Here is a 13839-nt window from a genome sequence, read left to right as displayed (position 1 = left end):
GCTTTTGCTGCAAAAAAAAGCGGCGGAGGATATCCCCCGCCGCTTAAGGCATGACTCTACTCAGGAGCGATTACTTGCCTTTAATCTCATACAGCGGCGTTTGACCCGCAACAACCTGACCTTTCGCCTGAATGACCAGGCCACTGAAGTCGTCGATGTTGCTGCAAACGACCGGACTTATCATGGAGCGCGCGTTGGCGTTGAGGAAGTCCAGATCCATTTCCAGAATCGGCTGCCCGGCCACCACTTCAGCACCCTCTTCCACCAGGCGAGTAAAGCCCTGACCGTTCAGCGCAACGGTATCGATACCCATGTGGACAACGATCTCCGCGCCATTTTCGGTTTCGAGGCAGAACGCGTGGTTGGTGTTGAAGATTTTCACGATGGTACCGGCCGCCGGAGACACAACGGTTTTTTCCGTTGGTTTCACCGCCACACCGTCACCCACCGCTTTGCTGGCGAAGGCTTCGTCAGGCACCTGCTCAATCGCAACCACTTCACCGGTTACCGGTGAAACCAGCGCGGCTACCGTTTTGGCGTTCGGTACCGCCTGCGGTTTTGCAGCCGCTGGCGCGGCGGCAGGTGCGGCAGAAGCTTCTGCTGCGGCTACCGGACCGGTAGTTTTCATGGCGTTAGCAATTTTCTCTGCCACAAAGCCAACGATAATCTGTACGCTGGTTTTGTTCAGGCGAATAACACCGGAAGCACCCAGACGTTTGGCCAGCGCTTCGTTCACCAGGGAAGAGTCTTTGACGTTCAGACGCAGACGAGTGATACAGGCGTCGATACCGGTCAGGTTGTCAGAACCGCCGACAGCGGCGATGTACTGACGCGCCAGGCCTGAAACGTCCTGATCCTGAGCACCGCTTACGTTCACATCCTGACCATCCGCTTCGCTACCGGCCACGGCCAGTTCACGACCCGGGGTCATCAGGTTGAATTTGGTGATAGTGAAACGGAACACCATGTAGTAGATCGCGAAGAAGACCAGACCTTGCGGGATCAGCATCCACCAGTGGGTCGCCAGCGGGTTACGGGACGACAGCACCATATCCACCAGACCGGCGCTGAAGCCGAAACCGGCAATCCAGTGCATGCTGGCAGCGATGAACACGGAGATACCGGTCAGCACGGCGTGGATCACATACAGAACCGGCGCCACGAACATGAAGGAGAACTCCAGCGGCTCGGTGATACCGGTGAAGAAGGCCGCGAATGCCCCCGCCATCATGATACCCAGCACTTTCGCTTTGTTCTCTGGACGCGCGCAGTGGTAGATAGCCAGCGCAGCACCCGGCAGACCAAACATCATGATCGGGAAGAAGCCCGCCTGGTAACGACCGGTGATACCGACAACCGCTTTACCTGCTTCGATGGACTGTGCGCCACCCAGGAAGTTAGGGATATCGTTAATACCGGCAACGTCGAACCAGAATACGGAGTTCAGCGCGTGGTGCAGACCGACCGGGATCAGCAGACGGTTGAAGAACGCGTACACGCCCGCACCGACAGAACCCAGCTTCTGGATGTGCTCACCGAAGTTCACCAGACCGTCGAAGATCATCGGCCAGACGTACATCATGATGAACGCAACAACGATCATCACAAACGAGGTCAGGATGGGGACCAGACGGCGTCCGCTAAAGAAGGAAAGTGCTTTTGGCAGCTCTACGCTGCTGAAGCGGTTATACAGTTCAGCGGAGATGATACCCACAAGGATACCGACGAACTGGTTGCTGATCTTACCGAACGCCGCCGGAACCTGGTCCGCCGGAATTTTTTGGATCATGGCCACCGCTGCAGGCGAGCAGAGGGTGGTTAACACGAGGAAACCGACAAAACCGGTCAGCGCAGCGGCGCCGTCTTTGTCTTTGGACATACCGTAAGCCACACCAATCGCGAACAACACGGACATGTTGTCGATAATGGCGGAACCTGACTTGATAAAGAACGCCGCCAGCGCGCTGGTATTACCCCAGCCGTTGGGGTCGATCCAGTAGCCGACACCCATCAGGATGGCTGCGGCAGGCAGCGTGGCGACCGGCACCATCAGTGCGCGACCAACCTTTTGTAAATAACCTAGAATACTCACTTTCTTCCCCCTATGAGACCCCGTTTAAGGCATGTTCTCAGCTCTGTTTTTTATTGTGTCACGAACGATAGATACCGTTGATGCTTCACTGGCATTGTGAGTGTGTGAAAAATTAATTCGTATCGCAAATTAAACGCGTACTTTTTGTGATTTTTGTCACCAAATATCGTTATTTACCCTCCCTCATACTGGCTAACAGCGAAAACTTATTTTATCATTCAAAAAATCAAGACGGATTGATCCGGCCTGAAAGTTTCCAGGTTACGCTTACGTATCAGGTTCCGATAGCCATCCGCCCACTCTTCTACTTTAACTCTTGAGGTGAACAATGAGACTGATTCCCCTGGCAACTGCTGAACAAGTCGGTAAATGGGCCGCTCGCCATATCGTTAATCGTATTAACGCGTTTAAACCGACCGCCGATCGTCCTTTCGTTCTTGGCCTTCCAACCGGCGGTACCCCGCTGACCGCCTATAAGGCGCTGGTTGAGATGCATAAAGCAGGCCAGGTTAGCTTTAAGCATGTTGTGACCTTCAATATGGATGAATACGTTGGCTTACCGAAAGACCACCCGGAAAGCTACCATAGCTTTATGCACCGCAATTTCTTTGATCACGTTGATATTCCATCTGAAAATATTAACCTGCTGAATGGAAACGCGCCTGATATTGACGCAGAATGCCGTCAGTATGAAGAAAAAATCCGTTCTTACGGTAAGATCCACCTGTTCATGGGTGGTGTAGGCAATGATGGTCATATCGCGTTTAACGAACCGGCGTCATCTCTGGCTTCCCGCACCCGTATTAAAACGCTGACCCATGACACGCGCGTGGCAAACTCCCGCTTCTTTGACGGCGATGTTAACCAGGTTCCGAAATACGCCCTGACCGTTGGCGTAGGCACCCTGCTGGATGCCGAAGAAGTCATGATTCTGGTGCTGGGCGGCGTGAAAGCGCAAGCGCTCCAGGCTGCCGTTGAAGGCAACGTTAACCATATGTGGACCATAAGCTGCCTGCAGCTGCATCCGAAATCAGTCATCGTCTGCGACGAACCGTCCACGATGGAGCTGAAGGTAAAAACGCTGAAATACTTCAACGAGTTAGAAGCTGAGAACATCAAAGGTCTGTAATTGAATAACCGCCTCTTCATCAAGAGGCGGCCGCTTTTTTTAACCGGGGGTCGTTATGTACGCTTTAACCCACGGTCGGATTTATACCGGCCATGAAATTCTGGATGACCATGCGATTGTTATCGCTGATGGCCTGATTGAACGTGTTTGCCCGCTGGCAGAACTGCCGCCGGAGATTGAACAGCGCTCACTCAATGGAGCAGTAATCTCCCCCGGTTTCATCGACGTACAGCTCAACGGCTGCGGCGGTGTGCAATTCAATGACACCGCGGATGCGGTGACGGTCGAAACGCTGGAGATCATGCAGAAAGCCAACGAGAAATCGGGCTGCACCAGCTATTTGCCAACGCTCATCACCAGCAGTGATGATCTCATGAAGCAGGGTATCCGCGTGATGCGCGAATACCTGGCCAAACATCCTAATCAGGCGCTGGGTCTGCACCTTGAAGGGCCATGGCTGAATATGGTCAAGAAAGGAACGCATAACCCGGATTACGTGCGTAAACCTGATGCGGAGCTGGTTGACTACATGTGTGCTAACGCCGATGTGATTACCAAAGTGACGCTGGCGCCTGAAATAGCGGGTACGGATGTCATCAGCAAACTGGCTGGTGCCGGGATTATCGTTTCAGCAGGTCACTCAAACGCGACGCTGAAAGAAGCGAAAGCCGGTTTCCGCGCGGGCATTACCTTCGCAACGCACCTTTACAACGCCATGCCGTATATCACAGGCCGTGAACCGGGTCTGGTCGGGGCGATCCTGGATGAGCCAGACGTCTACTGCGGCATTATTGCTGACGGCTTACATGTCGATTACACCAACATCCGCAACGCTAAGCGGCTGAAAGGTGACAAGCTTTGTCTGGTGACGGATGCCACCGCGCCGGCAGGTGCAAATATTGAGCAGTTCATTTTTGCCGGTAAAACAATATACTACCGCAATGGACTGTGTGTGGATGAAAACGGTACGCTGAGCGGTTCCTCTTTAACCATGATTGAAGGGGTGCGTAACCTGGTTGAACATTGCGGTATTGCGCTTGATGAAGTCCTGCGTATGGCAACCCTTTATCCGGCTCGCGCAATGGGCGTAGATAAGCAGCTCGGCGGAATTGCACCAGGTATGGTTGCAAACCTGACGGCATTCACACACGATTATAAAATTATTAAGACCATCGTTAATGGTAACGAGGTCGTCACTGAGTAAGTAAAAGTATGACACCTGGCGGACAAGCTCAAATCGGTAATGTCGATCTCGTTAAACAACTTAACAGTGCGGCGGTATACCGCCTGATTGACCAGCACGGACCAATCTCGCGAATTCAGATAGCCGAACAAAGCCAGCTTGCTCCCGCCAGCGTGACAAAAATTACCCGTCAGCTCATTGAGCGCGGTCTGATCAAAGAAGTCGATCAGCAGGCCTCCACCGGGGGCCGCCGCGCCATCTCCATTATTACCGAAACCCGCAATTTTCAGGCCATTGGCGTCCGTCTGGGCCGTCATGACACCACGCTCACGCTGTACGATCTGAGCAGTAAAGCCATTGCGGAAGAGCACTACCCTCTTCCGGAGCGCACCCAGGAGACGCTGGAGCATGCGCTGCTCAATACCATCGCGCAGTTTATTGAAAGCTGTCAGCGCAAGATCCGCGAACTCATCGCCATCTCCGTGATTCTGCCCGGCCTGGTCGACCCGGAAAGCGGCGTGATCCGCTATATGCCGCACATTCAGGTTGAAAACTGGGGGCTGGTCGACGCGCTGGAAAAGCGTTTCAAAGTGACCTGCTTTGTGGGTCACGACATTCGCTCGCTGGCGCTGGCAGAGCACTACTTTGGTGCGAGCCAGGACTGCGAAGACTCTATTCTGGTGCGCGTTCACCGCGGAACGGGCGCGGGTATTATCTCTAACGGCCGTATTTTTATTGGTCGCAACGGTAACGTCGGCGAGATTGGCCACATTCAGGTTGAACCCCTCGGGGAGCGCTGCCACTGCGGCAACTTCGGTTGTCTTGAAACCATTGCCGCCAACACGGCCATCGAGCAGCGGGTTCGCCATCTCCTTGAACAGGGCTACCAAAGCCGCGTCACGCTGGACGATTGCAAGATAGGCACCATCTGCAAAGCCGCCAATAAGGGCGACGCGCTGGCCTGCGAAGTGATCGAGCAGGTAGGACGCCACCTGGGGAAAACCATCGCCATCGCCATTAACTTGTTTAACCCTCAAAAAGTGGTGATTGCCGGTGAAATTGTGGAGGCGGAAAAGGTGCTGCTCCCCGCCATTGAAGGCTGTATTAACACCCAGGCGCTGAAAGCATTCCGCCAGAACCTCCCGGTGGTTCGTTCAAAGCTTGACCATCGCTCGGCGATCGGCGCGTTCGCGCTGGTCAAACGCGCCATGCTCAACGGAATTCTGCTGCAGCATTTGCTGGAAAGCTGATCGGACCTTATAGTAACGCCTTCTTTTTTTGATGTCGGACTGTCCATGACCATTAAGAATGTAATTTGTGATATCGACGGCGTGCTGATGCACGACAACGTTGCCGTGCCGGGTGCTGCGGAGTTTCTACACCGCATCATCGACAAAGGAATGCCTCTGGTTCTGCTCACGAACTACCCTTCCCAAACCGGTCAGGACCTGGCTAACCGCTTTGCCACGGCGGGTGTCAACGTCCCGGACAGCGTGTTTTATACCTCGGCAATGGCCACGGCGGATTTTCTGAAGCGTCAGGAAGGGAAAAAAGCCTACGTGGTGGGTGAAGGTGCGCTGATCCATGAGCTGTACAAAGCGGGTTTTACCATCACCGATGTTAATCCGGACTTTGTGATTGTCGGCGAAACGCGCTCCTTTAACTGGGAGATGATGCATAAAGCTGCATACTTTGTCGCCAGCGGCGCGCGCTTTATCGCCACCAATCCGGATACGCACGGCCGTGGTTTTTATCCGGCCTGCGGCGCGCTGTGCGCCGGTATCGAGAAAATCTCTGGCCGTCAGCCGTTTGTGGTCGGGAAACCAAGCCCGTGGATCATTCGTGCCGCGCTGAACAAAATGCAGGCCCACTCTGAAGAAACCGTTATTGTCGGCGACAACCTGCGTACCGATATTCTGGCCGGTTTCCAGGCGGGTCTTGAGACCATCCTGGTTCTCTCCGGCGTCTCTCAACTTGATGACATTGATTCGATGCCGTTCCGGCCAAGCTGGATTTACCCCTCCGTCGATGAAATCGACATCATCTGATACCGAACCACGCCTCAGGGCGTGGTTTTTCATTTATAGCCTACGCAAACAGAATACCATCTAACAAAAAACACGTTTTATTGAACAATCATCAATAAAAGAATCCATGACGTACTCTTTTTTCACTATTCCGCAATCACTGTTGCACTATTTGCGTTTTCACCCGTAAAACGCTTGCGCGCCCTGCCCCTTTGCGGCATTTTCATAAGCAAGCAACATTACAAAGCAACAGGGTTAACGGAGAAGGTTATGTGTTCAATTTTTGGCGTACTGGATATTAAAACTGACGCGGGCGAACTGCGTAAAAAGGCACTCGAACTGTCCCGCCTGATGCGCCATCGCGGCCCGGACTGGTCAGGCGTTTACGCCAGTGACAAAGCGATTCTGGCTCACGAACGTCTGTCTATTGTTGACGTCAACGCCGGTGCACAGCCGCTGTATAACGAGAAAAAAACGCACGCGCTGGCTGTCAACGGTGAAATCTACAACCACCAGGCGCTGCGCGCCGAATATGGCGACCGCTACGCGTTCCAGACCGGTTCTGACTGTGAAGTGATCCTGGCGCTGTATCAGGAGAAAGGGCCCGAGTTCCTGGACGACCTGCAGGGCATGTTTGCCTTCGCCCTGTACGACAGCGAAAAAGACGCTTACCTGATTGGCCGTGACCATATCGGTATTATCCCGCTGTACATGGGTCACGATGAGCACGGCAACTTCTACGTCGCCTCTGAAATGAAAGCCCTGGTGCCGGTATGCCGCACCATTAAAGAGTTCCCGGCTGGCAGCTATCTGTGGAGCAAAGACGGCGAGATCCGCTCCTATTACCAGCGCGACTGGTTCGACTATGATGCGGTAAAAGACAACGTCACGGACAAAGCCGAGCTGCGTCAGGCACTGGAAGATTCCGTGAAAAGCCACCTGATGTCTGACGTGCCCTACGGCGTGCTGCTCTCCGGCGGTCTGGACTCCTCCGTGATCTCCGCGATCACCAAGAAATTCGCGGCCCGTCGCGTGGAAGATCAGGAGCGCTCAGAAGCCTGGTGGCCACAGCTGCACTCTTTTGCCGTTGGCCTGGAAGGCGCACCTGACCTGAAAGCCGCGCAGGAAGTGGCAAACCACCTCGGCACCGTGCACCATGAGATTCATTTCACCGTGCAGGAAGGTCTGGATGCGATCCGCGATGTGATCTATCACATTGAAACCTATGACGTGACCACCATCCGCGCCTCGACCCCGATGTACCTGATGTCGCGTAAGATCAAAGCGATGGGCATCAAGATGGTGCTCTCCGGCGAAGGTTCTGACGAAGTGTTTGGCGGCTACCTGTACTTCCATAAGGCGCCGAACGCCAAAGAGCTGCACGAAGAGACCGTGCGCAAGCTGCAGGCCCTGCATATGTTTGACTGTGCGCGTGCCAACAAAGCGATGTCCGCATGGGGCGTGGAAGCGCGCGTGCCGTTCCTGGATAAGAAATTCCTCGACGTGGCGATGCGCATCAACCCGCAGGACAAAATGTGCGGCAACGGCAAAATGGAAAAACATATCCTGCGTGAATGTTTTGAATCCTACCTGCCGGCGAGCGTAGCATGGCGTCAGAAAGAGCAGTTCTCAGATGGCGTAGGCTATAGCTGGATCGACACCCTGAAAGAGGTCGCGGCGAAACAGGTTTCTGACCAACAGCTGGAAACCGCAAGCTTCCGATTCCCGTACAACACGCCGGGCTCGAAAGAAGCTTATCTGTATCGTGAAATTTTTGAAGAGCTGTTCCCTGTACCGAGCGCCGCGGAGTGCGTACCGGGTGGCCCATCCGTCGCCTGCTCTTCTGCCAAAGCGATTGAATGGGATGAATCTTTCAAATCCATGAACGATCCATCAGGACGCGCGGTAGGCGTTCACCAGTCAGCCTACAAATAATCACTCAGATTGCAATCGGGCCCCTCAGGGGCCTGATTTTTTTGCCTCGTATTTCACCGTCTAAATCTGATTAATAACCAATAATTGCCGAATATTCGGTCACGCTGTTCGCAACCTAACCAAACAGTCACATTCCGGCTATTTTCGTTGAAAAAGGTGTTGACGCTGCAAGGGTCTATACGCATAATGCGCCCCGCAACGCCGATAAGGTAACGCGAAAAAAGATGGCTACGTAGCTCAGTTGGTTAGAGCACATCACTCATAATGATGGGGTCACAGGTTCGAATCCCGTCGTAGCCACCATCTTTTTTGCGGGAGTGGCGAAATTGGTAGACGCACCAGATTTAGGTTCTGGCGCCGCAAGGTGTGCGAGTTCAAGTCTCGCCTCCCGCACCATTCCCAGGTAAGCGTTGCACGGATGGGGTATCGCCAAGCGGTAAGGCACCGGTTTTTGATACCGGCATTCCCTGGTTCGAATCCAGGTACCCCAGCCATATTTCTTCGATTTTGCGGTTCTCCGCGGTATTGGGGTATCGCCAAGCGGTAAGGCACCGGTTTTTGATACCGGCATTCCCTGGTTCGAATCCAGGTACCCCAGCCATCGAAGATTGCAGTACTGGCTACGTAGCTCAGTTGGTTAGAGCACATCACTCATAATGATGGGGTCACAGGTTCGAATCCCGTCGTAGCCACCAAATTTAGATTGTCGATTTTTCGGTAATCAAGACAAATTGTTGGGGTATCGCCAAGCGGTAAGGCACCGGATTCTGATTCCGGCATTCCGAGGTTCGAATCCTCGTACCCCAGCCAATTTAAAAAGTCGTTAAGCGGTTTGTTTAACGCAATTGGGGTGTCGCCAAGCGGTAAGGCTCTGGTTTCTGATACCAGCATTCCGGGGTTCGAATCCCTGCACCCCAGCCACTTAAGTAACAAAAAAGCCCGCTCTGCGGGCTTTTTTGTTTTTGTTGTTAGTATTGTGCGGCCTGATGCCCTCACCCTGACCCTCTCCCACGGGGAGAGGGAATGAAAACTAAAGTCCTAAGGCGTATTTCAGCGCCTGACGCTTCAAACCACCTGCACGCTCCGCTGCCATCATTCCAATATTACGCAGTATGCGCACCGGGGCCAGGTCATTGCTGAATCCGGCATAGAACAGATCCATCCCCGACTGCATAATAAAGTTATCCGCCATGCGTCGCGTCTGATAACGCTTCAGCACCTGATGGCTGGCCCAGTTTTCCGCGTGCCCGCGGGCGCTGCCCAGCACATCCAGTAACGCATCGACATCACGGTACCCCAGGTTCACGCCCTGCCCGGCCAGCGGATGAATGGTGTGTGCCGCATCGCCCACCAGCGCCAGCCCTTCACGGGCATACTGCAAAGCATGGCGTCGCGTGAGGGGAAACGCCCCGGCAGCCACCGGCGTAACGTTGCCCAGACGGCCCGGGAAATGCAGGCGGATTTCCCGCTGCAATTGTTCCATTGAAAGCCCCTGCAGCTGGCGAATGCGTGCCGGTTTGTCGTACCAGACCAGCGAAGCCCAGTTATCAAACAGCGGTAAAAAGGCATGCGGGCCATTCGGCGTAAAGTGCTGCCACGTGCTTTCTCCCGGCGCATTCTCGCACTCGACGGTAATCAGCATGCAGGACTGCTCATACTGCCAGGCATGAACGCCAATTCCCGCCATCTGTCTGACCTGCGAGTTAGCGCCGTCCGCTCCGACGACGAGCTTCACGGCCAGTTCATCGCCGCTGTCGAACGTCAGCAAATACCCGCTCTCGTGAGGATGCAGTGCCTTAATCGACGCCGGAACACGCAGCGTCACCTTCGGGTGCGCCTCCAGCGCCTGCCAGAGCGTCTGCTGAAGCACGTTGTTTTCCACCATATAACCCAGGCGCGGCAGCTTCAGCTCAGCGGCATCAAACGCGACGTGGGCGTTTTCCCACTCCCAGGTTTCAAGACGACTGTAAGGATGGGCGCGCATCGCCAGCACCGCCTCCCAGACGCCCAGCCCGCGCAGCAGATCAACGGACGCCGCGCTGATCGCGGAAATGCGCACATCCGGTTTGCTGGCGGGATCGAAGGCTGGCGGAGCAGCCTGTTCAATTACCGTTACCTCGAATCCCTGCTGCGCCAGCCCCAGCGCCAGCGCGCCGCCGACCATACCGCCGCCGACAACGGCAACTTCGGTGTGTAGGAGTGTCATGGTCAATTTTCCTTATTGGAGAATCCCTTAAGTTTACCGGATTTTTGCGGTCCTGAGACACATAACCTTCATACTGGTCACAACCCCACCAAAGCATTACAATACGCGGCTTGCATTCCTGAGCTGAGCAAGTCGATGACTAAAAAACTCCATATAAAAACCTGGGGCTGTCAGATGAACGAATACGATTCATCCAAGATGGCCGATCTGCTGGATTCAACCCACGGATACCAGCTGACAGAAAATGTGAAAGAAGCGGACGTGCTGCTGCTGAACACCTGTTCGATTCGTGAAAAAGCGCAGGAAAAAGTCTTTCACGTGTTAGGCCGCTGGAAGCTTCTCAAACGAAAAAATCCGGACCTGATCATCGGGGTGGGTGGCTGCGTCGCGTCGCAGGAAGGTAAGCTGATCCGCCAGAGAGCCCCGTATGTGGATATTGTCTTTGGCCCTCAGACCCTTCACCGCCTGCCGGAGATGATCAATCAGGTTCGCGGCAACCGTAGTCCGGTCGTTGACGTCAGCTTCCCGGAAATCGAAAAGTTTGACCGTCTACCGGAGCCGCGCGCAGATGGCCCGACCGCCTTCGTCTCCATCATGGAAGGCTGCAACAAATACTGCACTTACTGCGTGGTGCCTTACACCCGCGGTGAAGAAGTCAGCCGTCCGGCAGATGATATTCTGTTTGAAATTGCGCAGCTTGCCGCACAAGGCGTTCGCGAAGTGAACCTGCTGGGCCAGAACGTAAACGCCTGGCGCGGGGAAAACTACGACGGCACCACCGGCAGCTTTGCCGAGCTGCTGCGTCTGGTGGCCGCGATTGACGGTATAGACCGCATTCGCTTTACCACCAGCCATCCGATGGAGTTTACCGACGACATCATTGACGTGTATCGCGATACGCCAGAGCTGGTGAGCTTCCTGCACCTGCCGATTCAGTGTGGCTCTGACCGCGTGCTGAACCTGATGGGCCGCCCGCATACGGTGCTGGAGTACAAGTCCACCATTCGCAAGCTGCGTGAAGCGCGTCCGGATATCCAGATCAGCTCCGACTTTATCGTCGGCTTCCCTGGCGAAACCGCTGATGACTTCGAGCGCACCATGAAGCTCATCGGTGAAGTGAATTTTGACGTCAGCTACAGCTTCATCTTCTCTGCGCGTCCTGGAACACCTGCGGCCGATATGGTTGACGATGTGCCGGAAGAAGAGAAAAAGCAGCGTCTGTATATTCTGCAGGAGCGTATTAACCAGCAGGCCAACGCGTGGAGCCGCCGTATGCTCGGCACCGTTCAGCGCATTCTGGTGGAAGGCACCTCCCGCAAGAGCATTATGGAACTCTCCGGTCGTACCGAAAACAACCGCGTGGTGAACTTTGAAGGCACCCCGGATATGATCGGTAAATTCGTGGACGTCGAGATTGTCGAAGTGCTGACCAACTCGCTGCGCGCTAAGCTGGTACGCACCGAGGACGAAATGGGCCTGCGTATTGCCGAGTCACCGGAATCCGTGATCTCTCGAACCCGTAAAGAAAACGATTCTGGCGTGGGGATTTACCAGCCTTAATCCTCCTGGCCTGCCTTTCCGGCAGGCCTTGTATTTCCTCTCATCGTCCCCAATATCTTCCGCAACGCTTGCGCCTTTATTCTATGGCGTGAATAATTTCGGTAATGACCGTTTTATTACGCCCTATCGCAATGGGTCAGTTAACCAATTAAAGAGGAACAGTTTGAATATAGATACGCGTGAAATTAGCCTTGAGCCAGCAGACAACGCTCGCCTGCTGAGCCTGTGCGGGCCGTTTGATGACAACATCAAACAACTGGAGCGACGTCTGGGTATCGAAATCAATCGTCGCGATAATCATTTCAAACTTACCGGACGCCCTATCTGCGTTAACGCCGCTGCGGATATTTTGCGTAGCCTGTATGTTGATACCGCCCCAATGCGCGGCGAAACGCAGGATATCGAGCCGGAACAGATCCACCTCGCCATTAAAGAGGCGCGCGTGCTTGAGCAAAGCGCGGAAAGCGTGCCGGACTACGGCAAGGCCATTAACATCAAGACCAAACGTGGCGTTATTAAGCCGCGTACGCCAAACCAGGCGCAGTACATCGCCAATATCCTCGACCACGACATCACCTTCGGGGTGGGCCCTGCGGGTACGGGTAAAACCTATCTTGCCGTTGCCGCTGCGGTAGATGCGCTGGAACGCCAGGATATCCGTCGTATTCTGCTGACCCGCCCGGCCGTTGAAGCGGGCGAAAAGCTGGGCTTCCTGCCGGGCGATCTGAGCCAGAAGGTCGACCCGTATCTGCGTCCTTTATACGATGCGCTGTTCGAAATGCTGGGCTTTGAGAAGGTCGAGAAGCTCATTGAGCGTAACGTTATTGAAGTTGCCCCGCTCGCCTACATGCGCGGTCGTACGCTGAACGATGCGTTCATCATTCTTGATGAGAGCCAGAACACCACCATCGAACAGATGAAGATGTTCCTGACGCGTATCGGCTTTAACTCGAAAGCGGTCATCACCGGTGACGTTACCCAGATCGACCTGCCGCGCAGCACCAAATCAGGCCTGCGCCACGCCATTGAGGTGCTGGCCGAGGTCGACGAAATAAGCTTTAACTTCTTCCACAGTGAAGACGTGGTACGCCACCCGGTGGTCGCGCGTATCGTTAACGCCTATGAAGCCTGGGAAGAGGCGGATCAGAAGCGTAAGGCCGAACTGGCCGCAGAACGTAAGCGCGAAGCGCAGGAGCAAGAACAGAAATGAGTCAGGTGATCCTCGATTTACAGCTGGCCTGTGAAGACAATTCCGGCATGCCAGATGAGGCACAGTTTCAGAAATGGCTGGATGCCGTTATTCCTCAGTTTCAGGAAGAATCAGAAGTGACGATTCGCCTGGTGGATGAAGCAGAAAGCCATGAGCTTAACCTGACCTATCGCGGGAAAGATAAGCCGACCAACGTGCTCTCTTTCCCATTCGAAGCGCCGCCGGGCATTGAGATGCCGCTGCTGGGCGATCTGATCATCTGCCGTCAGGTGGTTGAGCAGGAAGCGAAAGAACAGCAAAAGCCGCTTGAGGCCCACTGGGCGCATATGGTGGTACACGGCAGCTTGCACCTGCTGGGCTACGATCACATTGAAGATGACGAAGCGGAAGAGATGGAGTCCCTCGAGACAGAGATAATGCTTGCTCTGGGCTATGAGGATCCGTACATTGCCGAGAAAGAATAGTCCGTCACCTGACTGACTCACATGCCGCCACGA

10 protein-coding genes and 7 tRNA genes are annotated in these 13839 nt (G+C 54.5%); 15 read left to right on the top strand and 2 right to left on the bottom strand.

Annotation, left to right across the window (positions count from 1 at the left end):
• Positions 1 to 70: 70 nt before the first annotated feature.
• On the bottom strand, positions 71 to 2092 hold the full coding sequence (nagE, locus tag DFO52_RS07815) for an N-acetylglucosamine-specific PTS transporter subunit IIBC (protein WP_024907027.1): 2022 nt from the start codon (positions 2090 to 2092) through the stop codon (positions 71 to 73).
• Positions 2093 to 2420: 328 nt separating this feature from the next.
• On the opposite strand from nagE, the gene nagB reads away from it, so the two are divergent.
• The 12 genes from nagB to DFO52_RS07755 all read left to right on the top strand — a co-directional run bounded on the left by nagB (position 2421) and on the right by DFO52_RS07755 (position 9287).
• The gene (gene nagB, locus DFO52_RS07810) at positions 2421 to 3221 is read left to right on the top strand and encodes a glucosamine-6-phosphate deaminase (protein WP_023310765.1); all 801 of its coding nucleotides are present in this window, start codon (positions 2421 to 2423) and stop codon (positions 3219 to 3221) included.
• Positions 3222 to 3276: 55 nt separating this feature from the next.
• Positions 3277 to 4425 carry an N-acetylglucosamine-6-phosphate deacetylase gene (nagA, locus tag DFO52_RS07805; protein WP_133550009.1) on the top strand — a complete coding sequence of 383 codons (1149 nt, stop codon included), beginning with the start codon at positions 3277 to 3279 and terminating at the stop codon, positions 4423 to 4425.
• A gap of 8 nt (positions 4426 to 4433) precedes the next feature.
• Positions 4434 to 5654 carry an N-acetylglucosamine repressor gene (locus DFO52_RS07800; protein ID WP_021242995.1) on the top strand — a complete coding sequence of 407 codons (1221 nt, stop codon included), beginning with the start codon at positions 4434 to 4436 and terminating at the stop codon, positions 5652 to 5654.
• Positions 5655 to 5699: 45 nt separating this feature from the next.
• The gene (gene nagD, locus DFO52_RS07795; RefSeq protein WP_029740145.1) at positions 5700 to 6452 is read left to right on the top strand and encodes a ribonucleotide monophosphatase NagD; all 753 of its coding nucleotides are present in this window, start codon (positions 5700 to 5702) and stop codon (positions 6450 to 6452) included.
• Between the two features lie 249 nt (positions 6453 to 6701).
• Positions 6702 to 8366: an asparagine synthase B gene (gene asnB, locus DFO52_RS07790; RefSeq protein WP_023310762.1), complete on the top strand. Its 1665-nt coding sequence runs from the start codon at positions 6702 to 6704 to the stop codon at positions 8364 to 8366.
• A 226-nt stretch (positions 8367 to 8592) separates the two neighbouring features.
• A tRNA-Met gene (locus tag DFO52_RS07785) sits at positions 8593 to 8669 on the top strand.
• An 8-nt stretch (positions 8670 to 8677) separates the two neighbouring features.
• Positions 8678 to 8762: transfer RNA gene (locus DFO52_RS07780), tRNA-Leu, on the top strand.
• A 23-nt stretch (positions 8763 to 8785) separates the two neighbouring features.
• A tRNA-Gln gene (locus tag DFO52_RS07775) sits at positions 8786 to 8860 on the top strand.
• A gap of 32 nt (positions 8861 to 8892) precedes the next feature.
• Positions 8893 to 8967 (top strand) — tRNA-Gln (locus tag DFO52_RS07770).
• Positions 8968 to 8984: 17 nt separating this feature from the next.
• A tRNA-Met gene (locus DFO52_RS07765) sits at positions 8985 to 9061 on the top strand.
• 40 nt (positions 9062 to 9101) lie between these two features.
• Positions 9102 to 9176: transfer RNA gene (locus DFO52_RS07760), tRNA-Gln, on the top strand.
• Between the two features lie 36 nt (positions 9177 to 9212).
• Positions 9213 to 9287: transfer RNA gene (locus DFO52_RS07755), tRNA-Gln, on the top strand.
• A gap of 109 nt (positions 9288 to 9396) precedes the next feature.
• Here the strand turns inward: DFO52_RS07755 and ubiF are convergent.
• Positions 9397 to 10572, bottom strand: a complete 1176-nt coding sequence (gene ubiF / locus DFO52_RS07750) for a 3-demethoxyubiquinol 3-hydroxylase (protein ID WP_133550007.1) — start codon at positions 10570 to 10572, stop codon at positions 9397 to 9399.
• Positions 10573 to 10707: 135 nt separating this feature from the next.
• Here ubiF and miaB point away from each other — a divergent pair, with 135 nt between their 5' ends.
• The 3 genes from miaB (at position 10708) to ybeY (ending at position 13806) form a co-directional block, all read left to right on the top strand.
• Positions 10708 to 12132, top strand: a complete 1425-nt coding sequence (gene miaB / locus DFO52_RS07745; protein ID WP_032641703.1) for a tRNA (N6-isopentenyl adenosine(37)-C2)-methylthiotransferase MiaB — start codon at positions 10708 to 10710, stop codon at positions 12130 to 12132.
• 163 nt (positions 12133 to 12295) lie between these two features.
• Positions 12296 to 13342, top strand: coding sequence for a PhoH family protein (locus DFO52_RS07740; RefSeq protein WP_029740142.1), 1047 nt, complete (start codon positions 12296 to 12298; stop codon positions 13340 to 13342).
• Positions 13339 to 13806 carry an rRNA maturation RNase YbeY gene (gene ybeY, locus DFO52_RS07735; RefSeq protein WP_008501052.1) on the top strand — a complete coding sequence of 156 codons (468 nt, stop codon included), beginning with the start codon at positions 13339 to 13341 and terminating at the stop codon, positions 13804 to 13806. Before DFO52_RS07740 ends, ybeY begins: the two co-directional genes overlap by 4 nt.
• Positions 13807 to 13839: the final 33 nt, after the last annotated feature.

Source organism: Enterobacter sp. AG326 (assembly GCF_004362415.1).
Taxonomy (GTDB): Bacteria; Pseudomonadota; Gammaproteobacteria; order Enterobacterales; family Enterobacteriaceae; genus Enterobacter; species Enterobacter asburiae.
This window is presented reverse-complemented; position numbering and strand designations above follow the sequence as displayed.

Coding starts and splice junctions, on each gene's coding strand:
- nagB (WP_023310765.1), top strand. CDS start 2,421: ATGAGACTGATTCCCCTGGCAACTGCTGAACAAGTCGGTAAATGGGCC.
- nagA (WP_133550009.1), top strand. CDS start 3,277: ATGTACGCTTTAACCCACGGTCGGATTTATACCGGCCATGAAATTCTG.
- DFO52_RS07800 (WP_021242995.1), top strand. CDS start 4,434: ATGACACCTGGCGGACAAGCTCAAATCGGTAATGTCGATCTCGTTAAA.
- nagD (WP_029740145.1), top strand. CDS start 5,700: ATGACCATTAAGAATGTAATTTGTGATATCGACGGCGTGCTGATGCAC.
- asnB (WP_023310762.1), top strand. CDS start 6,702: ATGTGTTCAATTTTTGGCGTACTGGATATTAAAACTGACGCGGGCGAA.
- ubiF (WP_133550007.1), bottom strand. CDS start 10,572: ATGACACTCCTACACACCGAAGTTGCCGTTGTCGGCGGCGGTATGGTC.
- miaB (WP_032641703.1), top strand. CDS start 10,708: ATGACTAAAAAACTCCATATAAAAACCTGGGGCTGTCAGATGAACGAA.
- ybeY (WP_008501052.1), top strand. CDS start 13,339: ATGAGTCAGGTGATCCTCGATTTACAGCTGGCCTGTGAAGACAATTCC.